This is a genomic window from Cryobacterium sp. TMN-39-2, from assembly GCF_004402745.1.
Lineage (GTDB): Bacteria > Actinomycetota > Actinomycetes > Actinomycetales > Microbacteriaceae > Cryobacterium > Cryobacterium zongtaii.
In genome coordinates, this window is sequence record NZ_SOFX01000041.1 from 18042 (window position 1) to 43011 (window position 24970).

The 24970-nt window shown below is 68.6% G+C and carries 21 protein-coding genes; 5 read left to right on the forward strand and 16 right to left on the reverse strand.

What is annotated here, in order from left to right; all coding sequences use genetic code 11:
- Nucleotide 1: 1 nt before the first annotated feature.
- The 4 genes from E3O57_RS15420 to sucC all read right to left on the reverse strand — a co-directional run bounded on the left by E3O57_RS15420 (nt 2) and on the right by sucC (nt 5094).
- Nucleotides 2-1261: a DUF6350 family protein gene (locus tag E3O57_RS15420; RefSeq protein WP_174776350.1), complete on the reverse strand. Its 1260-nt coding sequence runs from the start codon at nt 1259-1261 to the stop codon at nt 2-4.
- 82 nt (nt 1262-1343) lie between these two features.
- Nucleotides 1344-2903: an APC family permease gene (locus E3O57_RS15425; RefSeq protein ID WP_103478923.1), complete on the reverse strand. Its 1560-nt coding sequence runs from the start codon at nt 2901-2903 to the stop codon at nt 1344-1346.
- A 124-nt stretch (nt 2904-3027) separates the two neighbouring features.
- Nucleotides 3028-3915: a succinate--CoA ligase subunit alpha gene (gene sucD / locus E3O57_RS15430; RefSeq protein ID WP_088457117.1), complete on the reverse strand. Its 888-nt coding sequence runs from the start codon at nt 3913-3915 to the stop codon at nt 3028-3030.
- Between the two features lie 9 nt (nt 3916-3924).
- A complete protein-coding gene (gene sucC / locus E3O57_RS15435; RefSeq protein ID WP_103432187.1) occupies nt 3925-5094 on the reverse strand; it encodes an ADP-forming succinate--CoA ligase subunit beta in 1170 nt (389 codons plus the stop codon).
- A 162-nt stretch (nt 5095-5256) separates the two neighbouring features.
- Here sucC and E3O57_RS15440 point away from each other — a divergent pair, with 162 nt between their 5' ends.
- Nucleotides 5257-5667: a DUF3054 domain-containing protein gene (locus E3O57_RS15440; protein ID WP_103478922.1), complete on the forward strand. Its 411-nt coding sequence runs from the start codon at nt 5257-5259 to the stop codon at nt 5665-5667.
- Nucleotides 5668-5847: 180 nt separating this feature from the next.
- Entirely contained in the window at nt 5848-7170 is a 1323-nt protein-coding gene (locus E3O57_RS15445) for a DUF1254 domain-containing protein (protein ID WP_088457120.1), read from the forward strand.
- Nucleotides 7171-7300: 130 nt separating this feature from the next.
- Here E3O57_RS15445 and E3O57_RS15450 read toward each other — a convergent pair whose 3' ends face one another.
- From E3O57_RS15450 to E3O57_RS15465, 4 genes are all read right to left on the reverse strand, one after another.
- Nucleotides 7301-7525 (reverse strand): hypothetical protein, encoded by a 225-nt coding sequence (locus tag E3O57_RS15450; protein ID WP_133159732.1) that lies wholly within the window; start codon nt 7523-7525, stop codon nt 7301-7303.
- 146 nt (nt 7526-7671) lie between these two features.
- Complete coding sequence (locus tag E3O57_RS15455) at nt 7672-8766, reverse strand: FUSC family protein (RefSeq protein WP_241983597.1); 1095 nt, start codon at nt 8764-8766, stop codon at nt 7672-7674.
- Nucleotides 8763-11228: an ATP-dependent helicase gene (locus E3O57_RS15460; protein WP_088457122.1), complete on the reverse strand. Its 2466-nt coding sequence runs from the start codon at nt 11226-11228 to the stop codon at nt 8763-8765. The genes E3O57_RS15455 and E3O57_RS15460 overlap by 4 nt, the downstream gene beginning before the upstream one ends.
- 53 nt (nt 11229-11281) lie before the next feature.
- On the reverse strand, nt 11282-12319 hold the full coding sequence (locus E3O57_RS15465; RefSeq protein ID WP_103478920.1) for a glycerophosphodiester phosphodiesterase family protein: 1038 nt from the start codon (nt 12317-12319) through the stop codon (nt 11282-11284).
- A 38-nt stretch (nt 12320-12357) separates the two neighbouring features.
- Between E3O57_RS15465 and E3O57_RS15470 the strand changes: the two genes are divergently transcribed.
- Nucleotides 12358-12888 carry a hypothetical protein gene (locus tag E3O57_RS15470; protein ID WP_088457124.1) on the forward strand — a complete coding sequence of 177 codons (531 nt, stop codon included), beginning with the start codon at nt 12358-12360 and terminating at the stop codon, nt 12886-12888.
- A gap of 102 nt (nt 12889-12990) precedes the next feature.
- The gene (locus E3O57_RS15475; RefSeq protein WP_103478919.1) at nt 12991-13809 is read left to right on the forward strand and encodes a Bax inhibitor-1/YccA family protein; all 819 of its coding nucleotides are present in this window, start codon (nt 12991-12993) and stop codon (nt 13807-13809) included.
- A 232-nt stretch (nt 13810-14041) separates the two neighbouring features.
- Here the strand turns inward: E3O57_RS15475 and guaA are convergent, their stop codons facing one another.
- From guaA to E3O57_RS15500, 5 genes are read right to left on the reverse strand one after another with little or no spacing between them, the layout of a single operon-like run.
- Nucleotides 14042-15721, reverse strand: coding sequence for a glutamine-hydrolyzing GMP synthase (gene guaA, locus E3O57_RS15480; RefSeq protein ID WP_255416755.1), 1680 nt, complete (start codon nt 15719-15721; stop codon nt 14042-14044).
- The gene (locus E3O57_RS15485; protein ID WP_103478918.1) at nt 15718-16155 is read right to left on the reverse strand and encodes a DUF3817 domain-containing protein; all 438 of its coding nucleotides are present in this window, start codon (nt 16153-16155) and stop codon (nt 15718-15720) included. Before E3O57_RS15485 ends, guaA begins: the two co-directional genes overlap by 4 nt.
- A 9-nt stretch (nt 16156-16164) precedes the next feature.
- Nucleotides 16165-17004, reverse strand: coding sequence for an SURF1 family cytochrome oxidase biogenesis protein (locus E3O57_RS15490; RefSeq protein WP_165787890.1), 840 nt, complete (start codon nt 17002-17004; stop codon nt 16165-16167).
- A gap of 5 nt (nt 17005-17009) precedes the next feature.
- Nucleotides 17010-18368 carry a cation:proton antiporter gene (locus tag E3O57_RS15495; RefSeq protein WP_088457128.1) on the reverse strand — a complete coding sequence of 453 codons (1359 nt, stop codon included), beginning with the start codon at nt 18366-18368 and terminating at the stop codon, nt 17010-17012.
- 3 nt (nt 18369-18371) lie between these two features.
- Complete coding sequence (locus E3O57_RS15500) at nt 18372-18899, reverse strand: cation:proton antiporter regulatory subunit (RefSeq protein ID WP_088457129.1); 528 nt, start codon at nt 18897-18899, stop codon at nt 18372-18374.
- A 360-nt stretch (nt 18900-19259) separates the two neighbouring features.
- Between E3O57_RS15500 and E3O57_RS15505 the strand changes: the two genes are divergently transcribed.
- On the forward strand, nt 19260-20234 hold the full coding sequence (locus E3O57_RS15505; protein ID WP_103478916.1) for a hypothetical protein: 975 nt from the start codon (nt 19260-19262) through the stop codon (nt 20232-20234).
- Nucleotides 20235-20385: 151 nt separating this feature from the next.
- Here the strand turns inward: E3O57_RS15505 and E3O57_RS15510 are convergent, their stop codons facing one another.
- The 3 genes from E3O57_RS15510 to guaB form a co-directional block, all read right to left on the reverse strand.
- Nucleotides 20386-22110 (reverse strand): glycerol-3-phosphate dehydrogenase/oxidase, encoded by a 1725-nt coding sequence (locus E3O57_RS15510; RefSeq protein ID WP_088457131.1) that lies wholly within the window; start codon nt 22108-22110, stop codon nt 20386-20388.
- A gap of 49 nt (nt 22111-22159) precedes the next feature.
- Complete coding sequence (locus E3O57_RS15515) at nt 22160-23269, reverse strand: GuaB3 family IMP dehydrogenase-related protein (RefSeq protein ID WP_088457132.1); 1110 nt, start codon at nt 23267-23269, stop codon at nt 22160-22162.
- A 125-nt stretch (nt 23270-23394) separates the two neighbouring features.
- Nucleotides 23395-24897, reverse strand: a complete 1503-nt coding sequence (gene guaB, locus E3O57_RS15520) for an IMP dehydrogenase (RefSeq protein ID WP_103459177.1) — start codon at nt 24895-24897, stop codon at nt 23395-23397.
- Between the last annotated feature and the right edge of the window lie 73 nt (nt 24898-24970).

The following is a 24970-nucleotide window of genomic DNA, read 5'->3' on the forward strand; positions in this document are numbered from 1 at the left end:
CCTACCGTTTCGTTGAGAGTTCCTCGGCACCGGAGTCCGTGCTCCGGGCCCGTCGGCCACCGACGAGCATACCGAGTGCGGCGGCGATGCCCACCTCCAGGGTGGTCAACGCCCCGACGAGCAGCGGGTTGGGACCGACTTCGGCGAGCCGCCCCGGTCCCATCGCCCCGGCCGACCACCAGGCGAGCAGGCCAAGCAGGATGCCGGCGACAACGCCCATCAGGGCACCGGTGCCGAGCATCCGCGCCGTGCCGTGCGGGGCGTTGGCGCGCTTGTCGACGCTTTGCCGCACGAGCACCGCCACCACGAAGCCGATCAGCACCGGAACGAGCAGGCCCAGGAAACCGAACTCCAGGGTGCCGTTCGGCAGCGCGCCGAACAGCGGCAGGCCGGGCACGGAGCCGAGCGTCGTGCCGAGCGGGGAGACGCTGTTGCCGGTGCCGAGGGCGATCCCGGGGCCGACGAACCAGCTGGCCGCCCAGACGACGACGTTCGGGATGAAAGCGAGCTGCCCGATCGTGAGGGTGATGCCGCCAATCACCCCGGCCTGCAGAGTCTCGTAGAGCCCGATCACGGTGGCGAAATTGGCCAGCACCGACACGCACACGGCCACGGCGGAGACGACCATGATGCCGGCGACGACGGCGGTGCCACCGCGGAGCGCGGTGCCGAGCTGGCTGCGCAGTTCGGCGGGGATCCGGGCCAGCTGGTTGGCGACCGGTCGTCTCACCCGGTCCGGCAGCACCGTCCCGGCCGTGCGGTTCGCGCCGGCCAGGCCGATCAGCACACCGGTGGCGAAGACCAGGGTGGGCAGCAGGATGCCCTGCACCGGCGCCGGTGTGACGACGGCGGTTCCGGCGGAGAAGGTGAGCAGCGCGGCGAGCAGCCCATAACTGAGCACGGCCACACCTGCCGCGGTGAGGCTGTACTCGGTGCCGGCGGCGCGGCGGCCGGTGCGCACACCCAACAGCACCGCGAGCAGGGCGAAACCGAGCAGCGCGATGCTCAGGGTGAACGGCAGTTCTGCGCCGGCCAGGCCCAGCGAGGCCGAGACGTCGACGGGCAGCTGCACCGCGAGGTCGACGCCGTTGCCGAGCAGCCAGACGTCCACGGCGGCACGCCAGAAGACGAACCAGTCGATGCCCAGACCGTAGTGGGTGCCCCACAGGATCGTGAGCGGTACCAGGGCGATGCCCACTCCGATGGCGACGATAATGAGCGCCTCGAGCGCGGCGAGCAGGGCAGTCGTTATACGGTTCATATCCGAGAGGGAGCTTATCCTGGCGCGGCTTCGGGTTCGACGTACCCCGCCGGGCTCGGGCCGAATCCAAGGCGAATCCGCCTTAGATCCCGCCGTCCACCGACCGGATCACCGGCAGATCCTCGTCGGGCACCAGCACCGCGGTGTCCCGGTTGAGCGACTCGCCGCGGAAGAACGGCTTGGCGCCGGCGAAGAACGACCAGACGACCATCAGCAGCACCCCGAACAACAGCGACCCGACGCCGACCACGAAGACACCGCCGACGCCGAACAGGACCGTGTAACCGTAGTCGGGGTCGAGCATGTCCCACACCGAGAACCCGAACGCCGCGGTGAGCAGCAGCGACCCGAGCAGCGGGAAAACGAAGCGCATCCAGGCGTTGCGCCAGCTGGTGAACAGGTCGTGCCGGAAGTACCAGACGCAGGCGTAGCCGGTGATGGCGTAGTAGAACGCGATCGCCAGGCCCAGGGAGAGGATGGTGTCGTTGAGGATGTTGGAGCTGACCAGGGTCATTCCCACGTAGAAGGCCACCGCCACGATGCCCATGATCAGGGTGGAGAACGACGGGGTGTGGAAGCGCGGGTGCACCTGGGTGAACCGGCTCGGCAGGGCCTTGTAGACGGCCATCGCGAGGGTTCCCCGGGCGGTGGGCAAGATGGTGGTCTGGGTCGACGAGATCGCCGAGATCATCACGGCGGCCACGAGCAGCCAGGCCCACGGCCCGAACACGGCGTCCTTGAGAGCAAAGAAGACGTCATCGGCGTTGCCCTCGTTGCCGAGGCCGAATCCCTCGGTGCCGAGGCCGGCGTAGGCCATCGCCGCGACGGCGACGCCCACGTAGGTGACCAGCAGGATGATCGTGGTCAGCACCGCCGCCTGGCCCGGGATCCGTTTGGGATCCTTGGTCTCCTCGTTCAGCGACAGGCAGGTGTCCCAGCCCCAGTAGATGAACAGGGCCAGCAGCACGCCCTCGACAAGGCCGGAGAACGAGGTGAGGGCGAACGGGTTGAACCACTCCGCCTGCGGGGTGGTCGAGCCGGCCGGGGCAGAGCCGTCGAACACCGCCCACAGGGTGAACACCGTGAAGAGGATCAGCGCCAGGTACTGGAAGCCCAGCAGCACGTTCTGCAGCTTTTCGCCGATCTCGATGCCCCGGTAGCTCACCCACACCATCAGCGCGATGAACACTGCGCCGGTGAGGGTCACGAGAAGCGCGTTCTCGGCCAGGTCCGGCGCCACCAGCAACCAGAAGTAGATGCCGCCGATCTGGGCGAGGTTGCCGAGCACCACGATGCCGGCCACCGCCACACCCCAGCCGCCCATCCAGCCCACCCACGGGCCGAACGCCTTGGTCGCCCAGGTGAACGTCGTGCCGCAGTCGGGGATGTCCCGGTTCAGCTCCCGGTAGGCGAACGCCACCAGCAGCATCGGGATGAACGCGATGACGAACACCACGGGGGCCTGCGCACCCACGGCGAGCACCACAAAACCCAGCGTGGCGGCCAGGGAGTACACCGGGGCCGTCGAGGCGAGCCCGATGACCGTGGAGCCGAATAGGCCCAGTGTTCCGGCGGCCAGGCCCTTGCCCGAGGCGGGGGCGGGCTCGGGCCGGACCGGGGCCGTGGCGTCGTTGCGGGACATGGTCCTCCGATCGAAGGCCGCGGCATCCGCTTGTGCGGGTACACGCGTGCGTGCATAGTACTCGCCGCCCCGCGCGCGACAAAGGGCCCGCCGGATCGGCGGGCCCTTTGTCGTTCGGTGCGGTCTACAGCGCGGCGAGGACCTCGCGCAGCAGGGTCGCGGTCTCGCTCGGCGTCTTGCCGACCTTGACCCCGGCGGCCTCGAGGGCCTCCTTCTTTCCCTGCGCGGTTCCTGCCCCGTCGGAGACGATGGCGCCGGCGTGGCCCATGGTCTTGCCCTCCGGTGCGGTGAAGCCGGCCACGTAGCCCACGACGGGCTTGGTGACGTGTGCCTTGATGTACTCGGCGGCCTTCTCCTCGGCGTCGCCGCCGATCTCGCCGATCATGACGATCGCGAGGGTCTCCGGGTCGGCCTCGAACGCGGCGAGCGCGTCGATGTGGGTGGTGCCGATGATCGGGTCGCCGCCGATGCCGATGGCGGTGGAGAAGCCCAGGTCGCGCAGCTCGTACATCATCTGGTAGGTCAGGGTGCCCGACTTGGAGACCAGGCCGACCGGTCCCTTGCCGGTGATGTTCGCCGGCGTGATGCCCACGAGCGCCTCACCGGGCGTGATGATGCCGGGGCAGTTCGGCCCGATGATCCGGGTCTTGTTGCCCTTCTCCTGGGCGTAGGCCCAGAACTCGGCGGAGTCCTGCACGGGCACGCCCTCGGTGATGATCACGAGCAGGCCGATTTCGGCGTCGATCGCTTCGAGAACAGCGTCCTTGGTGAAGGCCGGCGGCACGAACGCGATGGAGACATCCGCGCCGGTCTTCTCCATGGCTTCGGCAACCGTGCCGAAGACGGGCAGTTCGACGTCGCCGTGGGTGACGGTGGTGCCGGCCTTGCGGGCGTTGACGCCGCCGACGATCTGGGTACCGGCCTTGAGCATCAGGGCGGTGTGCTTGGTACCCTCGCCGCCGGTGATGCCCTGAACGATGACCTTGGAGTCCTTGTTGAGGAAGATTGACATTCTGTTCCCTTACTTCGCGGCGTTGGCGAGTTCGGCGGCCTTGGCGGCGCCCTCGTCCATGGTGGCGGCCAGGGTGACCAGCGGGTGGTTGGCCTCGTTGAGGATGCGGCGGCCTTCTTCGACGTTGTTGCCGTCGAGGCGCACCACGAGGGGCTTGTTCGCGGCGTCGCCGAGGGTGGCGAGCGCGCCGACGATGCCGTGGGCCACGGCGTCGCAGGCGGTGATGCCGCCGAAGACGTTGACGAAGACGCTCTTGACCTGCGGGTCACCGAGAATCACGTCGAGGCCGGCGGCCATGACGGCAGCGGATGCTCCGCCGCCGATGTCGAGGAAGTTGGCCGGCTTGACGCCGCCGTGCTCCTCGCCGGCGTAGGCGACCACGTCGAGGGTCGACATGACCAGCCCGGCGCCGTTGCCGATGATGCCGACCTCGCCGTCGAGCTTCACGTAGTTGAGGTCGTTCTGCTTGGCCTTGGCCTCGAGCGGGTCGGCGGCGGCCTTGTCCTCGAGCGCGGCGTGGCCCGGGTGGCGGAAGCCGGCGTTCTCGTCGATGGTGACCTTGCCGTCCAGGGCGATGATGTCGCCCTCTTCGGTGAGCACCAGCGGGTTGACCTCGACGAGGGTGGCGTCTTCGCCGGCGAACACGCTGTACAGCTGCACGAAGACCGGGGCGACCTTGTCAACCAGCTCGGCCGGGAACTTCGCCTGGACGGCGATCTCCTTGGCCTTGGCCAGGTCGATGCCGGCGGTGGGGTCGATGGCCACGTAGGCGAGAGCCTCGGGCTTCTCCACCGCGAGGACCTCGATCTCCACGCCGCCCTCGTAGCTGGCGAGCGAGAGGTAGGAGCGGTTGGAACGGTCCAGCAGCACGGAGAAGTAGAACTCCTGCTTGATGCGGGCTCCCCCGGCGACCATCACCCGGTGCACGGTGTGCCCCTTGATGTCCAGGCCCAGAATGGCGCGCCCGGCGGCTTCGGCTTCATCCGGGGTCTTGGCGACCTTCACGCCGCCGGCCTTGCCGCGGCCGCCGACCTTGACCTGCGCCTTGACGACGACGACACCGCCGAGCTTCTCGGCTGCGGCGCGCACCTCCTCGGGCGTGTCTGCGATGATGCCCGGCAGAACCGGGACTCCATACTGCTCAAACAGGTCTCTGGCCTGGTATTCGTAAAGATCCACGCTGCTCTTCCAATCCGCGTCATAGCGTTCCGTGCATGGGGTAGGTGTGGTCTGGCTCCCGGCGCGAAACTAGCTCGACGTCGAGAGATACTGACCATCTCAAACTCTACCTTCTCAGACGAGCGGCCGTGCCCGCTGGTCGAGCGCCGGTATTCTGGGCCCATGCCGAATCGCAATGCCAGCCTCGCCATCGTTTCGCTTGCGGCAGGTCTGGATGCGGCCATGCTGCTGCTCTTCGTGGTGATCGGTCGGGCCAGCCACGGCGAGGGCCTCTGGGGCGTGCTGGTCACCTGGTGGCCGTTCCTGGCCGGTCTGGTCGTTGCCTGGCTGGTTCTTACGGCCCGGCGCACACCGCTGCGGATCGTCTGGACCGGGGTGGGCGTGTGGCTGATCACCGTAGTCGTGGCGATGCTGCTACGAGTCGTCAGCGGCCAGGGCGTGCAGCTCAGCTTTGTGATTGTGACCTTCCTCGTCCTCGGGGTGTTCCTGCTCGGTTGGCGCGCCATCGCGCTGTTAGTGCAACGCCAGCGCCGCCTCGGCGCATCCGTAGAGGGCTCCCGCCTCGCTGGTTGAGCCTGCCCTCGCGGGTTGAGCTTGTCGAAACCCGGTGACGTGCCGGCGATACCCGGCCCGCTCGCGCGCCCCGACCCCGCCGATGCCCTGTGCCCGGCCGCCGGGCTGGGCCACAATATCTGCGAACGGTTCGCTCGCCCTGGCATCCCCGGGTGGCCCGACCCCGCAGGAGGATCACTCATGAGCACCCTGTCGATCGACCCGAAGACCCTGGCCGAGGAGGCCTACCTCTACCTGTACCCGCTGGTGCTGATGGAGGTCACCCGGCAGCAGAGCATCAACACGGCGCCGGGACGCATCTTCGGCCGGGGTCCCGAGAACACCTTCGTGCATACCCGCAGCTTCCCGGCGGCCGAGTTCCGCGACGTCGTGCGGCCCAACTTCGACACCCTCTATTCGATCGCCTGGCTCGAGCTCGGCGCGGGCCCTGTCGTGATCCACCTGCCCGACACAGCCGACCGCTACTACCTGTTGCCCCTGATCGACATGTGGACCGAGGTCTTCGCCAACCCGGGCAAGCGCACCACGGGGACCGCGGCGCTGGACATCCTCGTGGTGCCGCCCGGCTGGTCGGGCGAGCCGCCGGACGGCCACGCGCTCATCCAGGCGCCCACCCCGCACGTCTGGGTCGTGGGCCGGTTCCAGACCAACGGTGTCGACGACTACCCGGTGGTGCGGGCGCTGCAAGACCAGCTGTCGCTCACTCTGCCGCCGGAATACGTGGAGTTTCCGCTCGACCCGACGGTGGACTCAACCACTCCGCCGGTGCGCACGGTGGCCCAGCTGAGCGGTGTGGAGTTCTTCCGCCGCGCCGCCTCGGCGTTGCGGACCGTGCCGGTGCACGGGACCGACTTCTCGGTCCTTGCCCGGATCCGGCACCTCGGCATCGTGCCGGGCCTGTCCTTCGACAGCACGCGGCTGGATGCGGCGGACACCGCTCTGTTGGAGGACGGGGTGGCCGAGGCCAGGGCGACCATGCTGGCCACCCTGCCGCTGATGGGCCGGCGTGTGAACGGCTGGTTGCTCAACGTGGAGACCATGGGCAACTACGGCAACGACTACCTCAAGCGCGCCGTGGTCGCGCTGGTGGGCCTCGGCGCGAACCCGCCGGAGGACGCGGTCTACCCGATCCTCATGACGGATGCCGACGGCCGGCCCCTCGACGGCGGGAACCGCTATCGGCTGCATTTCGAGAGGCACGAGCTGCCGCCCGTCGACGCGTTCTGGTCCCTGACCATGTACGACGCGGACGGTTTCCCGGCCGCCAACCCGATCGACAGGTACGCGATCGGCGACAGGGATGCGCTGCACTACAACGCCGACGGGTCCCTCGACCTGGTCCTGCAGCACGAGCGGCCGGCGGATGGCTTGATCGCCAACTGGCTGCCGGCGCCGCTGGGGCCGCTCGGGGTGACGATGCGCCTGTACGGCCCTCGCCGCGAGGTGCTCGACGGCGCCTGGGTGCCCCCGGCGGTCACCCGGCTGGAGGTAAGGAAAAAGTGACTTTACCAGGACGGGATCGGACGCAGCATCCTTTTTTTTCGACCGATGTCCTGATCAACGGCCGTCAGCCGCACGAGGCCCCGCACGAGCAGTCGCCCAGGCGCGACGCTGCCGAACCGTCCCACCAGGGTCAGCGGTCGACGGACTCGTCATCGTCAGTGTCGTCGCCGAGGTCGACGAGCCGGTTGTCGGCGTCGTCGCCCCACTCGTCGGTGGTCTCCACGTCGGTCGGCGCGATGTCCTCGGCGTTGGGAAGCAGCTCTTCGTCCGCGGGGATCTCAAGGTCGTCGACGACGCGGTTATCGTCGAGCGCCTCGGGGTCGTGCGGCCACAGGCCGTCGGATTCCTGGGTCATGATCGAACCTCCTTCGGACGCGAGCCGACGCTGAACGGTGCGGGTATCGGGTGACCGGGACGGCTGCAGTGCGCGGGTCCCGGTGCAGGACACCGTACCGTCGTCGGTGGTCGGCGACAAGGCGTCGGTGGCCCACACGGCACGGGTCAGAGTGGGGTGCCGGCGCGCCGGGCCAGGCCCGCGCGGGTGGCGACCACGATCACCAGGGCGACGGCGCCGCCCAGAACCGTTTCCACGACCCTGTCGACCAGAAGGTCCGACACCGGCACCGGGCTGCCCAGGTGCGACACCGTCAGCGCCAGCGGTGTGATGAACAGCAGCGCGGCACCGTAGTGTTTGCCCACCAGGATCTCGGCGCCGAACTGGCCGATCGCGATCACCAGGATCAACACCCAGACGGGCGGGCCCGGCAACAGCACCAACCCCGTCACCAGGACCCCGAGCGCGGTGCCGAAAATACGGTGGAACGCGCGGGAGGTGGAGTGCCTGGCGCCGGGCGGCGGCAAGACTGCCACCACGCTCACCACCGCCCAGTACGGATGACCGATGCCCACGAGAATGGCCAGGCCGCCGGCGACCAGGCTGCCCACCACCATCTGCCCGATCGACAGCCAGACCCGGCCGTCACGGTACGCGGTCGGGTTGAGGCGGGGCTGCCTCGGCAGCTGCTTGAACAGCGGGGCCGACCGCTCCGGCGCGGCCCTGCGCAGCAGAGCGCCCGACATCGTCACCAGCCAAGCGAAGGCGGCACCGGCCACGCCCACGAGCAGCCGGGTCAGCACCTGGTCGGGCTCGGTGGGCACCTGGGCGCACACCGTGTAGGCGAACACGAAGAACAGCGGCGTGCCGGGGAACAGTCCCATCGTGTTGACCAGCAGCACTCCGAGAACCAACACCACGATCAGGCCCAGCGTCAGCAGGCCGAGCGGCGCCCCGAGCGCCGCCAACAGCAACCCGAAACCGATGCTGCAGACCATCCCCACGGCCGCCACGCTCACCGACCTGGCCCGCAGCCGGTACGGTTCGCTGCGTCCGAACAGGGCCGTCATGCCGCCGAACGAGGCGTACACGGCCCAGTCGATGCGCCCGGCAAGCACCAGCACGATGAGCGGAATCACCATAGCCAGCGTCGCCCGGGTGGCGACCTCCAGGTCGAGGGCGCGCAGGGACCGCGCCCACTGCCTCAGTGTCTCGGGCCGGGAGCGGGCATCCGCTGAATCGTCGTGGTGTGGCGCCGTCACTCGATCTTCTCGATCGGGGCGATCTTGATCAAGAGCTTCTTCGCCCCGCTGGTGTCGAACTGCACGTGCGCGATGCGTTTGGTGCCTTCGCCGGTGACCTGGTTGACCTTGCCGTCACCGAAGTCGACGTGACGGATGCGGTCTCCCGCGTTCAGGCTGAGGTCACCGTTGTCGCGCACCTGCGCGGTGACCCGGTTGGCCCACTCGGTCTTCGGCTTGGGTGCCGGCGGCAGCTGGCCCGGGGTGCCGCTGCGGCTGCCGAAGCCGCCGCCGTCGCGGCGCGCGTTGAGCGCCCGGGGCTGGGTGCCGCCGCGGGAATTGGCCATGCCGGGCGACTGTTTCCAGTCGATCAGCGTGGCCGGGATCTCCTGCAGGTAGCGGCTGGGCATGGCCACGTTGACCTCGCCGAACTGGGCGCGGGTCATCGCCAGCGACAGGTAGAGCCGCTGCCGGGCCCGGGTGATGCCCACGTAGAAGAGACGCCGTTCCTCGGCGGGCCCGCCGGGTTCACCGGCCGACATCTGGTGCGGCAGCAGCCCCTCCTCGACGCCGGTGAGGAACACGGCCTCGTATTCGAGGCCCTTGGCGGTGTGCAGCGTCATCAGCGACACGGTGCCGGAGGCGTCGTCGAGGTCGTCGGCGGCCGCGACGAGGGACACCTGGGTGAGGAAGTCGACCAGGCCGGCGTCGGGGTTCTCCCGGTTGAAGTCCTTGGTCTGGGCGACGAGCTCCTCGATGTTCTCCGCCCGCACCTCGTCCTGCGCGTCGCGGCTGGCGCGCAGCACCGCGAGCAGACCGCTGCCGTCGAGCAGGAAGGTGAGCAGGTCGCTGACGTTGGCGGCTCCGGCCGGGTTCTCCGGGTCCATCATGAGGGCGGCCGAATCGAGCAGGGTTGCCAGCTGCAGAATCGCGCCGGTCACCTTGGGCCCCAGGCCCAGCCCGCCGGAGTCGCGCATGGCCTGGCGGAAGGAGATGCCGTTGGTCTCGGCGAAGCTGGCCAGCTGGGTTTCGGTGGCCGGGCCGATGCCGCGCTTGGGGGTGTTCAGGATGCGGCGGAGCGCCAGTTCGTCCAGCGGGTTGGCGACGGCGACGAGGTAGGCCAGCGCATCCTTGATCTCGGCGCGTTCGTAGAACTTGGTGCCGCCGACGACGCGGTACGGCACCGCGGCGCGTACCAGGATTTCTTCCAGCGCACGGGTCTGCGCGTTGGTGCGGTAGAACACCGCCATGTCGCGGTAGGCCATACCAGCGCGGTGCAGCACCTCGATCTCGTCGGCCACGAATTGGGCCTCGTCGTGCCCGTTGTACGCGGTGTAGCCCACGATCTTCTCGCCGTCGCCGCCGGCGCTCCAGAGCCGCTTCTCGCGGCGGTCGAAGTTGTTGCCGATCACGGCGTTCGCGGCCGAGAGGATGTTCTGGGTGGAGCGGTAGTTCTGCTCGAGCAGGATCACCTTGGTGCCGGGGAAGTCCCGTTCGAACTCGGTGATGTTGCGGCTGGAGGCGCCGCGGAACGCGTAGATGGACTGGTCGGAGTCGCCGACGACGGTCAGCGACGCACCGGGGATCTGGCCGGAGGCATCCTGCAGGTTCTTGACGTGCAGGCCCGCATCCTCCATGTCGTCGGCCAGTTCGGCGTCGACAGGGCGGGTGAGCTCACGCACCAGCGCGTACTGGGCGTGGTTGGTGTCCTGGTATTCGTCGACCAGGATGTGCCGGAACCGGCGCCGGTACAGTGCCGCGACCTTGGGGAAGGCCCGGAACAGGAACACGGTCTCGCCGATCAGGTCGTCGAAGTCGAGGGCGCTGGCCGCGCGCAGCCGCCGCGTGTACTGGCGGAAGATCTCGACGAACATGACCTCCTGCGGGTCGCTCATGTTCGCGTTGCGGGCGTAGGAATCGACATCCGCCAGCTCGTTCTTGAGCTTGGAGATCTTGGACGCCACGTTGCCGGGTGTGAAGCCGAGGGTGTCGGCGTCGAGCTGTTTGATGATGCGTTTGATGGTGACCTTGGAGTCGGCCGAGTCGTAGATGCTGAAGTTCGCCGACAGTCCCGCGCTCTCGGCCTCGCGGCGCAGGATGCGCACGCACGAGGAGTGGAAGGTGCTGATCCACATGCCGTCGGATGCCTGACCGAGCAGGGCCTTCACTCGTTCGCGCATCTCGGCGGCGGCCTTGTTGGTGAACGTGATCGCCAGGATCTGGCTGGGCCACGCCTCGCGGGTCTCGATCAGGCCGGCGACCCGGCGGGTGAGCACGCTGGTCTTGCCCGAGCCGGCGCCGGCGACGATCAGCAGGGCCGGGCCGCGGTACTTGACGGCCTCGAGCTGCTGCGGGTTGAGGCCGTCGAAGAGCGGGCTCTGCTGCTCAGAACCGGCGTCGGGGCCCGCTCGTCCGTCGAGGATGATCGGGGTCGCGGACGCCCTGGTCGCGGGGGCGTTGGGCAGGTCTGGAGACAAAGTCATGGCCAGCCAATTCTAGGCGCAGCCGCCGACATCCGCCCCGCGGCGGATAGGGGTCAGGCGGGTGAGAGCGGATGCGGCAGCCCGGCGGACAGCCCGTCGCGCACGTGTACCGCCAGGTCGGGCTGGTCGGCGAAGACCCCGTCGATGCCGGTGTCCATGATGGTGCGGAACTCGGCCTGCCAGTTGCCGAAGTCGGCCTTGCGGGTGCCGACCCTGAAGCTGGGGGCCAGGAACCGGTTCTCCGGTCGCAGCGTCCAGGTGTAGATCGCCAGGCCGGCGGCGTGGGCGGCGTCCACCAGGTCTGAGGCGCCGTCGATGTTGCCGTCGGGGCCGGTGTGCAGGATGAGGGATTTGGGCACGCTGATGCCGTCGAGCTGGTGGCCGAGCTGGTACAGCGCCAGGTCGGTGAGGTAATCCGCGTAGGTGGTGGCCCGGTCGCCGAACCTGGCAACGAGATCGGCGGGTGCTCCGCTGGCCTCGAGCAGGAACACCCGACGGCCGAAGACGCCGCGCGCCTGCACCTGGGCCAGCACCGTGCGTTCGAAGCTCTCGATGGTGAGCCGGCCCTCCCCGGTGTTCCAGCCGGCTTCGTTGACCTCGGCGGCGAACAGTTCGTCCAGCGGCAGCCCGATGGACTCGAAGTAGCTGGCGTGCTTGATCTCGGCGACAACGCCGAGCTCCCGATCCAACGGCGCCTCCACCCGATCGACCAGACGGAACACGTCGCGCAGCCGCAGGATCGGGAAGAGTCCGTCGAAGCTGGCGCTCAGGCCGCGCAGGGCGGGCAGCCGCTCGCGGGCGCGCAGGGTGCGCAGCTCCGCCCAGGTGAAGTCCTCGGTGAACCAGCCGGTCATGGCGACACCGTCGATCACCTTCTCCGTGCGGCGGCCGGCGAATTCGGGGTGGGAGGCCACATCCGTCGTGCCGGAGATCTCGTTCTCGTGCCGCACCACCAGCACGCCGTCCTTGGTGGCGACGATGTCGGGCTCGACGGCGTCGGCGCCCAGGGCGAACGCGAGCCTGTAGGCGGCTTCGGTGTGCTCCGGGCGGTAGCCGCTGGCACCGCGGTGAGCGATCACGAGGGGTGGCATGTCCCAAGGTTAGCCGCGGCCTGCCAGAATCTTGTGTTGTGACCACCTGGATCGACCCGACACCCCGCGTGCGCTGGGGCGACCCCCGATGGCGGTATGCGGTGGGCCTCCTGATGATCCTGCTCGGCGCGGCCCTGACCAACATGGTCAGCACCTACAGTCTGTGGTTCGTCCTGGTCGGGCCCTGCGCGCAGCTGCTCGGCTGGCTGATCCTGCCCGGTGCCCTTTGGCGCCGGCTGGTCGTGATCCTGCCGTGCCTGCTGGCCGCGCTCGTGCTCATCGCCGGCCCGGATTTCGCGGGAGCATTCGCGGTGTTGCTGGCCGGATGGCTGTTCACCCGGCACCGGCCGGGGCGCAGCTATCTGGCCCTGATCCCGGTGATCGTCCTGAGCTTCGTGCTCAAGGGCGCCCTGAACGAGTACAGCCAGCACTGGATTGGGCTGCTGAGCGGTTCTCTGGCCAGTGTGGCGTGCGCCTGGTTGGGCTGGGCGCTGGCGCTCTGGCGTCAACGCGAGATGGCCGCCGGGCCCGCCGCAGCCACCGTTCCCGACCCGGTCAAGGCTGAGTAGACTCTCAGCAAACTACGGGTTGATCCGGTAGATTTGTGGCACAGACTCGCGCGTCGGACACCGGCGCGCACCCCTCACCAGCTGATTGTTAGGCAGGAAACCATGGCTACCTCCAACCCCGCATTTAGAAACGCCGCGTTCGGCGCTCCCGGCGCCGTTGCCACGTCCAAGGTGCTCTCCGACAACGACCTGCAGGCGCTCTACAACTCGCCCTCCGCCGGTTCGCAGGACACCGACCGGATGACCTACGAGGACACCATCGGGAAGACCGTCCTGGCCTTCGCGATCCTGCTGGCCGCCGCGGCGACAGCGTGGGTGCTCACCCCGGTGATGCCGTTCCTGTTCATCGTCGGTGCAATCGGCGGGCTCGTGCTCGGCCTGGTCAACGCCTTCAAGAAGGAGCCGTCGCCGCCCCTGATCCTCGCCTACGCCGCGCTTGAGGGACTGTTCGTCGGTGGCATCTCCCGCTTCTTCGAGGAGATGTCCGGTGGTGGCGTCGTCGTGCAGGCCGTCATCGCCACCCTCGTGGTCGTCGGCGTCACCCTGGCGCTGTTCTCCAGCGGCAAGATCCGCGCCTCGAAGCGGGCCACCAAGGTGTTCCTCATCGCGATGGTCGGCTACGCGGTCTTCTCCCTGGTCAACTTCGGCATGATGATGTTCGGCGCCGTCGACGGTGCGTTCGGCATGCGCAGCGGCACCATCGCGATCGCCGGTTTCGAGATCAAGCTGGGACTGCTCATCGGGGTGCTGGCCGTGCTGATGGCGGCGTACTCCCTCGTGCTCGACTTCGACTTCATCCAGAAGGGCGTCAATAACCGCGCTCCCCGCAAGTACGGCTGGAGTGGCGCGTTCGGCATCATGGTCACGGTCGTCTGGCTCTACATCGAGCTGCTGCGCATCTTCATGATCGCCCGCGAGTAGCGCTCCCCCGCACACCCCGAAAGGGCCGGCCCACCTCGGGCCGGCCCTTTCGTCGTCTCGCAGGCGCCAGCGCCCAGTTTGGGCTAAGCGGGCAAGGCGCCGTTATGCGGGTGGCGCGCCACCCGCAGAGCGGCGCCTGACCCGCATACCGCGCCCGTGGCCCCCTAACGACGGAAGCACCCTCGCGCAAGGCGAGGGTGCCTCCGGCACAACTACGGGAGCGGCGGAACGCCTACTCCCATTCGATGGTCCCCGGCGGCTTCGACGTGACGTCGAGAACCACGCGGTTGACCCCGTCGACCTCGTTGGTGATGCGGTTGGAGATCTTCGCGAGCAGGTCGTACGGCAGGCGGGTCCAGTCGGCCGTCATGGCGTCCTCGGAGGACACCGGGCGCAGCACGATCGGGTGACCGTAGGTGCGGCCGTCGCCCTGCACGCCCACCGAGCGCACGTCGGCGAGCAGCACCACGGGGCACTGCCAGATCTCCCGGTCAAGGCCCGCGGCGGTCAGTTCGGCGCGCACGATCGCATCCGCCTGGCGCAGCAGGTCCAGACGCTCCTGGGTTACCTCGCCGACGATGCGGATGCCCAGGCCGGGTCCGGGGAACGGCTGGCGTTGCACGATCTCGGCGGGGAGGCCCAGCTCGGCGCCGATGGCCCGCACCTCGTCCTTGAACAGGGCGCGCAGCGGCTCGACCAGCTCGAACTGCAGGTCCTCGGGCAGGCCGCCCACGTTGTGGTGACTCTTGATGTTGGCGGTGCCGCTGCCGCCGCCGGACTCGACGACGTCGGGGTACAGGGTGCCCTGCACGAGGAAGCGGATCGGGTCGCCGTCGATCTCCGCGGCCTCCTTGATGAGCTCGGCCTGAGCCTGCTCGAAGGTGCGGATGAACTCGCGGCCGATGATCTTGCGCTTGGTCTCCGGGTCGCTGACGCCGGCCAGCGCGTTGATGAACTGCTCGCGCACATCCACCGTGACCAGGCGGATGCCGGTGGCCTTGACGTAGTCTTCTTCGACCTGGCGGCGCTCATCCTCGCGCAGCAGGCCGTGGTCCACGAACACACAAACCAGCTGGTCGCCGATGGCCTTGTGCACCAGGGCGGCGGCGACGGCGGAATCGACCCCGCCGGAGAGACCGCAGATGACCTTGCCCGTGCCCACCTGGGCCTGAATCAGCGCGACCTGCTCCGCGATGACGTTGCCGCTGTTCCAGTCGGCGGGGATGCCGGCGGCGCGGTGCAGGAAGTTCTCCAGCACGTGCTGGCCGTGCGCGGAGTGCTTGACCTCGGGGTGCCACTGCACGCCGTAGAGCTGGCGTTCGTCATTGGCGAACGCGGCCACAGGGGTCGACACCGTGGAGGCGAGTACCGTGAAGCCGTCGGGGGCCTTGGACACCGAGTCGCCGTGGCTCATCCACACGGTCTGCTCGGCGGGCTGGTCGGCGAGCAGCGCGTTGGTGCTGTCAGAGACGACCACCGGGGTGGAACCGTATTCGCGCTGGCCGGTGTGCGAGACCTCGCCGCCGAGGGCGGTGGCCATCACCTGGAAGCCGTAGCAGATGCCCAGCACCGGGATGCCGAGGTCGAAGATCGCCGGGTCGAAGGTGGGGGCACCCTCGGCGTAGACGCTGGACGGTCCGCCGGAGAGCACGATGCCGATGGGGTTCTTCTCGGCGACCTCCGCGGCGGTGATCGAGTGCGCCACGATCTCCGAGTACACGGATGCCTCGCGCACGCGCCGGGCGATCAACTGCGCGTACTGCGCGCCGAAGTCCACCACGAGCACCGGGCGGCTGATGCCGGAGGTGGCAACTGAAGCGGCGCCTTCCTCGGTTCCGATCAGGTTCTCCAGGCCCTCAGCGCCCTCGGCGCCGTCGGCGCCCACGACGTCCATCGGGTTCACGGCGCTCATGCGCGGACCCCGCTTTCGACGGCGGCGACGGGGTGCGCGGCGAGATATGCCTTGACCCGCTGGCCGACCTTAGCCTCGAGGAAGAAGGACAGGAATGGGATGATGCCTCCGAGTGCGATGAGTAGGAAGGTGGGGAAAGGCCAGCGCATGATGCTCCAGATGCGGAAATCGGCGAACAGATACAGAACGTAGAACCAGCCGTGCACCATCAGCAGTCCGGTGCTCAGATTGACGGCCGTCACGGTGCCATCCGGCACCAGGGCCAGGAAACCGTTCGGGCCGCCGGCTTCAAGCTCGGTGCCGAAGAGGTACTTGGCGATCACCTCGGCGCAGAGCAGTAGCAGCAGAACACCGGTGATGATCGACGAGACCTGGTACAGCCGAAGCGCACCGGGGATTCTGGACAGGTCGGCGGGCTTGGGTTCAAGTGGCATGGGCTAATTCTACGGGGCCTTGGCGTGCGACCGGTCGGTGCCAGCGGCCGGGCCGGCTGCCTCGTCCGGCGTACCGGCGGCGTCCTCGGCCGCATCGGCAGCGGCGACCTCGGCCTCCTCGGTTTCGCGCTCCCAGGCATCCCGCACCAGGCGGTACCAGAGGAACACGGCGAAGCCGGCGAAGACGACCCACTCGAGGGCGTAGAAGATGTTCAGCCAGTTCAGCGGAACCTCCACTTCGGGCTCCGGGGAATCGATGACCGTCAGACCGTCGGGGGCGACGGTGTCGACGATGTAGCCCTGGTAGACGGACTGGTCGGACCAGTTGGCCCAGAGGTTGATCAGCGCCGCGGTGGACACCGTGGTCATCGTGTGCGGGTCGGCGTCTTCGTCGGGCAGCGCGGGCGCCTCGGACGAGAGGAACCGGCCGGTGAGCGGCTGCAGGGACAGGATCGACATCTGTGTGGCGAGCCGTTCGCGGACCGCGGCCGCCTGGTCGGCGTCGGCGGTCCAGCCGCGGGCCACCGCGATGCTGGCACCCTCATCGGTGACGAAGTGGCTGACTATCCAGAAACCGGATTCGCCGCCGTTGTGTCGGCCGCTGATGATCTGCTCGTCACCGGCCACGAACGAGCCGATCGTCTCGATCATCTGGCCCTCCGCGACCTTCGCGGGCGGCCCATCCGGTGACACCGTGTCTTTGAGAGGTTGCACGGTCTCGGTGGTGCGCTCGATGACCTCGCCGGACGAGATGGCGCGGGCCAGCTGCCACTGGCCGAGGGCAGCGAAGGCGCCGGCGATGGCCAACGCCAGCAGCAGCGCGGCGATCCACCGGGGACGCACCATCATGCGAATCATGAGTAATCACCCGTCTGGTCGTCCTGGCCGGCCTGGTCGGTCTTTTTCTTGGGGGTCGGGTACGTGTCGGAGATGAAGTCCACCATCGGGTCGCCGGATTTCTGGTCGTGGGTGACCGCCTCAACCAGAGCGATCTCTTCGGCGCGCATGGCGTCTCGCTCCGGGGTGCGGGTGGGCGGATGCGCCGCTCGGGAGCGCCGGCTGAGGGCGGCGCCGATCTTCTCCGAGTTGGCGGTGAACAGGGGGCCGAGGATCGCCATGGTCAGCACGTAGAGGCCCGCGAAGGGTTGCAGCCGCGGGTCAAGGCCGGCGCTGACCGACAGGGTTGCCAGGATCAGGGTGAACTCGCCGCGGTTGACGAAGATCGCGGCGGTGTTCAGTCCTTCGCGCAGCCCCATCTGGTGCATCCGGGCCAGCAGCGCGCCCGAGGCCAGGCTGAGCGCGAAGGTCATCACGATAGCGATGCCCACCAGGACGATGACCGAGCCGAATTCGGCCACGTTCAGCGCCAGGCCGAAGTTGAGGAAGAAGAACGCCCCGAAGACGTCACGCAGCGGCACCGCCACCCGTTCGATGCGGCCCCGGTAGGTGCTCGCGCCCAGGACCACGCCGATGAGGAATGCGCCGATGGCGTCGGTGACGCCGATGATCTCGCCGATGCCGGCGAAGAGCACGGCCAGGCCGAAGAACAGGATGGTGAAGAGTTCGTCGTCCTTGGTGCGCATCAGTCTGGACACGACCCGGCCGCCCCACCGGGCGACGGAGAACATCACCACGAGGAACAGGAACGCGATGCCCAGTTGCAGCACGATCGGCCAGATCTCGGTCTTGCCGCTGAGCACCACGGACACGATGGCCAGGTACACGGCGATGAAGATGTCACCGACGACGGTCACCCCGAGGATCATCGGGGTTTCCTTGTTGGCCAGCCGTCGCAGTTCGATGAGCAGTTTGGTGATGATCGCACTGGACGAGGTGCCGGTCATGCCCGCGATGACCAGGGCTTCCCTGGCCCCCCAGCCTGTCATCAGGCCGAACGCGAACCCGGCGCCCATGTTGATCAGGATCCACGAGCCGCCGGAGATCAACAGTTTTCCGGCGTCGCCGAAGAAGGCCTCCTGGTCGAACTCGAGCCCCAGGCTGAACAGGAGCAGGATGAGCCCGAAGACCGCAATCAGTTCGATGTCGGCCGAATTGAAGTCCAGCGGGAACCATCCGGTGTACGGGCTGGCCAGCAGGCCCACGATCATGTAGATCGGGATCGACGGCAGGCCGATCAGTTTGCCCAACCGGCCGAGCACGTAGGCCACCACGAGCAGGATGCCCAGGGTGAGGAGATCTTCACCGAGGTGCATCGGCTACCCTCCTGGCGGCGCGTCGACGGGCTTGGACGTGATCGCACCGGTGCGGAAGAAGGCGAAGGCCTTCGCCACCTTCTCGGGAGAGCCGGCCACGACGAGGGTGTCGCCGGGGAAGACCTTGAAGTCGGGCGCGGGCGCCGGGTTGGCGGATTCGCCGCGCACCACGGCCACCACCGTGAGCCCGGCGATGCCGCGCTCGGCGGGGTTGCCCAGCGGCTGGCCGGCGATGTGGTCTTCGTAGTCCACGGTGAACCAGTCGATGCTGAGCCCGGGGATCTGGTCGAGCGCGGTGAGCGACTCGGTGATCTGGGTGCCGCCGAGCAGTTCGGCGAGGGTGTGCGCCTCGTCCTCGCTCAGGCGCAGCGACACCTTGCTGGCGTCGGGGCCACCCTCGTCGTCGGCGAAGGTGATCAGATCGCTGTGACCGGAGCGGTGCGCGATGACACCGACCTTGCCGCCGTCGTCGGTGATGAAGGTGTGCAGTACACCCACACCGGGGAGCTTGACCCGTCGAACGTCAACCATGGTGCGACTCCTGAAGGCTTGAGGGCGGTCTAGTCATTCTACCGGAGCGTGTTCGCCGGTCGGGCGGGCCGCGGCAACGGCGCATCCGCTCGGCTCGTGGCTGGGTCCGGCGCCGCGCCCGGCGGATGCCCTCCCCACGGTCAGCGCGCCCCCTGCGGCGTGGCGCGCCCGCTGTAGCGGGCGCGAGCGGTAACAGGAGGTGCGGTGACCAGCGGACGGGCCATTCGGCGCACCCCGTACCGTCTATGGCGCGCGGGATCGCACTGAGGAGGCCTAGTGCACAGCTCGGGATGGCCCGGAAAAGTGCACAGATGTCGCCCTCCGACACAGGCGGGCACCACGCTCCACGAGCCTGGCTGCATGACCACCACGCCATCGGGCACCCTGGACATTCTGGCCGCGCTGTCCAGCCACAGCGGACTGATCCTCGCGAGCGACGCGTCGCGAGTCGGCCTTCAACGGGAGCTCCGGCAGGAGTTCGACAGACACACCGTCATCCGTCTCCGCCGAGGGGTGTACGTGCTCACCGCAGAGTGGGATGCCCTGGGTGCGGATGAGCGCTACCTCCGCCGGATCCATGCCCACGCCGCCGTCGCGGAGACGCCGGCCGTCTACTCGCACTACTCCGCTGCCGCGATCTGGGGCTTGCCTGTGGTCGGGGCTCGGCCCACGGAGATTCACCTGGCCACTCCGGCAGCGACCGGCGGACGGTCCCGGCGCGGCATAGTCCGTCATCCTCAGGAGCACAACCTCGAGGTCATCGAGCATGCGGGGCTGCGTGTCACCTCCGTTCCGACCACCGCGGTCGCGCTGGCCAGGGTGCTCCGGTTCGGCCAGGCAGTGGCGGTGATGGACAAGGCTATCCACGAACCGCGCGACGGTGACGCGTTGGCCACCAGACACGACCTTGACCGAGCGTTCGCGCAACTCGGCCGTGTTCCCGGCCGCGCCGCGGCGGGCCGCGCGCTGGAGTTCGCCTCGCCGCTCTCCGGCTCAACGGGCGAATCGATCAGTCGCGCGGGCATCTTCCTGCTCGGTTTTCTCCTCCCGGAGCTGCAGACACCGCACTGGGACCGGGACGGACTGATCGGGTTCAGCGACTTCTTCTGGCGGGGCATCGGCAGGGTCGGCGAATTCGACGGCCACGGCAAGTATCTGCGCGACGAGTTCACCCACGGGCGTACCGCTGCCGACATCGTCATCGCCGAGAAGGTCAGGGAAGACCGACTGCGCGCGTTGGGCCTGGGCGTGTTCCGGTGGGACTGGCAGATCGCCACATCCCTCGAGGCCTTGGGCGACCTCCTCACCCGCAACGGGATCCCCCGCGCCCCCTGAGCCCATCGCCGCGCGCCCAATACGGCGTCGCCGCACCCCGTGTGGCGCGGCGCCCCCGCTACAGCGGGTGCGCCCGGCCACAGGAGGTGCGGTGCGCCGCAGCGGATGCGGCGAACGCGGCGTCCGCGTCGCCCGATCCACGGCCGCGGGCTCAGCTCGTCACGATGTCCGGCGCCTCCAACCGCACCCGGTCGGCGGATTCGTCGTCGGGCTGGGTCTGCGAGGCCCGTTCGGCGGCGACCCGCTTGAGGTAGATCGACACCTCCCGCTCCTCACGCTCGGTGTCCCAGCCGAGCACCTCGGCCAACAGCCGGGCCGCGACGGGTGCCGCGGACACCCCGCGGTCCCAGGCCTCGATGGAGATGCGGGTGCGTCGGGCGAGCACGTCCTCGAGGTGCAGCGCGCCCATGTGGGTCGCGGCGTACACAACCTCGGCCTGGATGTAGTCGTCGGCGCCGGGCAACGGGTCGGCCAGCTCCGGCTTTTCCTTGATCAGGTCGAGCAACTCGTCGGTGAGGGTGCCGTAGCGGTTGAGCAGGTGCTCGATGCGCACGGTGTGCAGGTTGAACGCATGGGCGATCTTGCCGCGCTTGTTCCACGCCGCCCGGTAGCCCTCGGCGCCGAGCAACGGGATCTCCTTGGTCGTGGACGGCGGAACCAGCCCGTCGAGGGCATCCACCGCGGCGTCGATCGCGTCCTTGGCCATCACCCTGTAGGTGGTCCACTTGCCGCCGGCGATCACTACCAGGCCGGGCACCGAGTGCCCGACGAGGTGCTCGCGGGAGAGCTTGGAGGTCTGCTCGGACTCCCCCGCCAGCAGCGGGCGGAGGCCGGCGTAGACACCCTCCACGTCTTCCCGGGTCAGCGGCACCTGCAGCACGGCGTTGACGTGTTCGAGCAGGTAGTCGATGTCCGCGGCCGTGGCGGCCGGATGCGCCTTGTCCAGGTGCCAGTCGGTGTCGGTGGTGCCGATCAGCCAGTGCCGGCCCCACGGGATCACGAAGAGCACGCTCTTCTCGGTGCGCAGCAGCAGGCCCATCGACGACTGGAACCTGTCCCGCGGCACGACGAGGTGGATGCCCTTGGACGCGCGCACCTTGAAGGTGCCGCGTTCGCCGACCATCCGCTGGGTGTCGTCGGTCCAGACGCCGGTGGCGTTGACGACCTGCTTGGCCCGCACCTCGAAGCGCTCCCCTGTCTGCAGGTCGTGCGCCTGCACGCCGACGACCCGTTCGCCCACCTTGAGGAAACCCTCCACCCGCACCCGGCTGGCCACGTGGGCGCCGTAGGCCGATGCCGTGCGCGCCAGCGACGCCACGTAGAGTGCGTCGTCGACCTGAGCGTCGTAGTAGGTGATGCCGCCGACGAGGGCGTCGTGGCTGAGGCTGGGCACCAGCTTCGCCACCTGGCTGCGGCTGAGGTGCCGGTGGTGCGGCACGCCGGGCCGACCGCCGATATAGGAGAGCACGTCGTAGAGCAGCATCCCGGCGCCCACATAGCCGCGTTCGACGACCCGCTTCTGCAGCGGGTAGAGAAAGCGCACCGGCTTGACCAGGTGCGGGGCGATGCGCTTGAGCAGCAGACCGCGTTCGGTGAGGGCCTCCCGCACCAGCCGAAAGTCGAGCTGTTCCAGGTAGCGGATGCCGCCGTGCACGAGCTTCGACGAGCGGCTGGAGGTACCCGACGCCCAGTCTCTGGCCTCGAGCATGCCCACGCTCAGCCCGCGGGTGACGGCATCCAGCGCGCTGCCGGTGCCGACGATGCCGCCGCCGACCACGAGAATGTCGAGTTCCTTGGATTTGAGGCGTTCGATCGCCGCCGCGCGTTCCTCAGGTCCGAGCTTCGTGGACCTGGTAACCGAGTTATCGTGCGTCATCTGCAAACTCCCATCGCCATCGGTGGTGCTTGCTTCGACGCTAGTTCACTCAGTACGGCGCGACAACTACCTCAACCCGTTGAAATTCCTTGATTCCGCTGTAGCCGGTGGTCGCCATCGAGCGGCGCAGGGCGCCGACCAGGTTAGCGGTGCCGTCGGCGACCGGTGCCGGTCCGTAGAGGATCGCCTCGAGCGGGGCGACGGTGCCGACCTCCACGCGCTTGCCGCGGGGCAGCTGCGAGTGGTGGGCTTCGGCACCCCAGTGGAAACCGCCGCCGGGGGCGTCGGTGGCGCGGGCCAGGGCGGTACCGAGCATCACGGCATCCGCACCGCAGGCTATGGCCTTGACGATGTCGCCGGAGGTGCTCAGCCCGCCGTCGGCGATCACGTGCACGTAACGGCCGCCGGATTCGTCCATGTAGTCGCGTCGGGCGCCGGCGACGTCGGCCACGGCGGTGGCCATGGGGGCGTGGATACCGAGGCTGGTGCGGGTGGTGGACGCCGCGCCGCCGCCGAAGCCGACGAGCACGCCGGCCGCGCCGGTGCGCATCAGGTGCAGCGCCGCGGTGTAGGTGGCGGCGCCGCCGACGATGACGGGAACGTCGAGGTCGTAGATGAACTTCTTGAGGTTCAGCGGCTCCTGGTTGCGCGAGACGTGCTCGGCACTGACCGTGGTGCCGCGGATGACGAAGAGGTCGACGCCGGCGGCGACGACGGTCTCGTAGAGCTCCTGGGTGCGCTGCGGCGACAGGGCGGCCGCGACGGTGACGCCGGCGGCGCGGATCTCGGCGAGACGCTCGGTGACCAGGGCCGGCTTGATCGGCTCGGCGTAGATTTCCTGCATGCGCGCCGTGGTCTTGTCGGCGGGCAGCTCACGGATCTCGGCCAGCAGCGGCTCCGGGTTCTCGTACCGGGTCCAGAGGCCCTCGAGGTCCAGGACACCGAGGCCGCCCAGCTGGCCCATCATGATCGCCGTCGTCGGGGAGACGACGGAGTCCATCGGGGCGGCAAGGAACGGGATGTCGAACTGGTAGGCGTCGATGGACCAGCCGACCGACACATCCTCGGGGTCACGGGTGCGCCGACTGGGCACCACCGCGATGTCGTCGAAGGCGTATACGCGGCGTGCGCGCTTGGACCGGCCGATTTCGATTTCCATACTCACCCGCTCAGTTTAGTCGCAGCCCGCACTCAGCCCCGCCCCCGACCCTTCTGTTGCCAAAACGGACATGTGCGCCCGGCCTACCGGGCGCACATGTCCGTTAGGGCAACAGTTGCGGGATGTTAGCGGCGGTAGTTGGGCGCCTCGACCACGATCTGCACGTCGTGCGGGTGGCTCTCCTTCAGGCCCGCGGCGGTGATGCGCACGAACTTGCCCTTCTGCTTGAGCTCGTCGATGGTGCGCGCGCCCACGTAGAACATCGACTGGCGCAGCCCGCCGATGAGCTGGTACGCCACGTTCGACACCGGGCCACGGTAGGGCACCTGGCCCTCGATGCCCTCGGGGATGAGCTTGTCGTCGCTGGGCACATCCGACTGGAAGTAACGGTCCTTCGAGTAGGAGGTCTTGTTGCCACGGGTCTGCAGCGCGCCCAGCGATCCCATGCCGCGGTAGGTCTTGAACTGCTTGCCGTTGACGAAGACGAGCTCGCCGGGGCTTTCGTCGCAGCCGGCCAGCAGGGAGCCGAGCATCACGGTGTCGGCGCCGGCGACGAGCGCCTTGGCGATGTCACCGGAGTACTGCAGTCCGCCGTCGGCGATGACCGGCACGCCGGTCTCCCGTGCGGCCAGGGAAGCCTGGTAGACCGCGGTGATCTGCGGCACGCCCACGCCGGCGACGATGCGGGTGGTGCAGATCGAGCCGGGGCCCACGCCCACCTTGATGGCATCCGCGCCCGCGTCGATGAGCGCCTGCGCGCCGGAGCGGGTGGCGACGTTGCCGCCGATGACGTCGACGTCGGCGAAGGCCGAGTCGGACTTCAGCTTGCGGATGATCTCGAGCACGCCGGCGCTGTCGCCGTTGGCGGTGTCGACCACGAGAACGTCAACGCCCGCCTCGAGCAGGGCGGATGCCCGGCGCCAGGCGTCACCGAAGAAGCCGATGGCCGCGCCGACGCGCAGGCGCCCGGCGTCGTCCTTGGTGGCGTTGGGGTATTCCTCGCTCTTGTCGAAGTCCTTGACAGTGATCAGGCCGGTCAACCGGCCGGCGTCGTCGACGAGCGGCAGCTTCTCGATCTTGTGGGTGGCGAAGATGGCCACGGCGTCCATGGGGGCCATGCCCACCTTGCCGGTGATCAGCGGCGACGTGGTCATGACCTCGCGCACCCGGGTGGTGTGCTTGGCCACGGCGGAGACGAAGCGCATGTCGCGGTTGGTGATGATGCCCACGAGCACACCGTCGTTGTCGACGACCGGCAGGCCGCTGATGCGGAACTGCCCGCAGAGGGCATCCACCTCGGCCACGGTGGCGTCGGGCGAAGTCGTTACCGGATTGGTAATCATGCCGGATTCGCTGCGCTTGACCAGGTCCACCTGCTCGGCCTGGTCGGCGATCGACAGGTTGCGGTGCAGGATGCCCAGGCCGCCTTCACGAGCCATGGCGATGGCCATGCGGGTCTCGGTGACGGTGTCCATCGCGCTGGACAACAGCGGCGTCGCGACGCTGATTCTGCGGGTTAGCCGGGACTTTGTCTCGGCCTCGCTCGGAATGACGTCGGTGTGACCCGGCAGGAGAAGGACGTCGTCGTAGGTGAGTCCGGTGAAACCGAACGGATCTGGCTGATCCATGAAACCCCTTTTGCATTCGCGGATATGGAAAAAAGTCCGGAAATCCCTGGGATGCAACCGGTACTCAATGTTA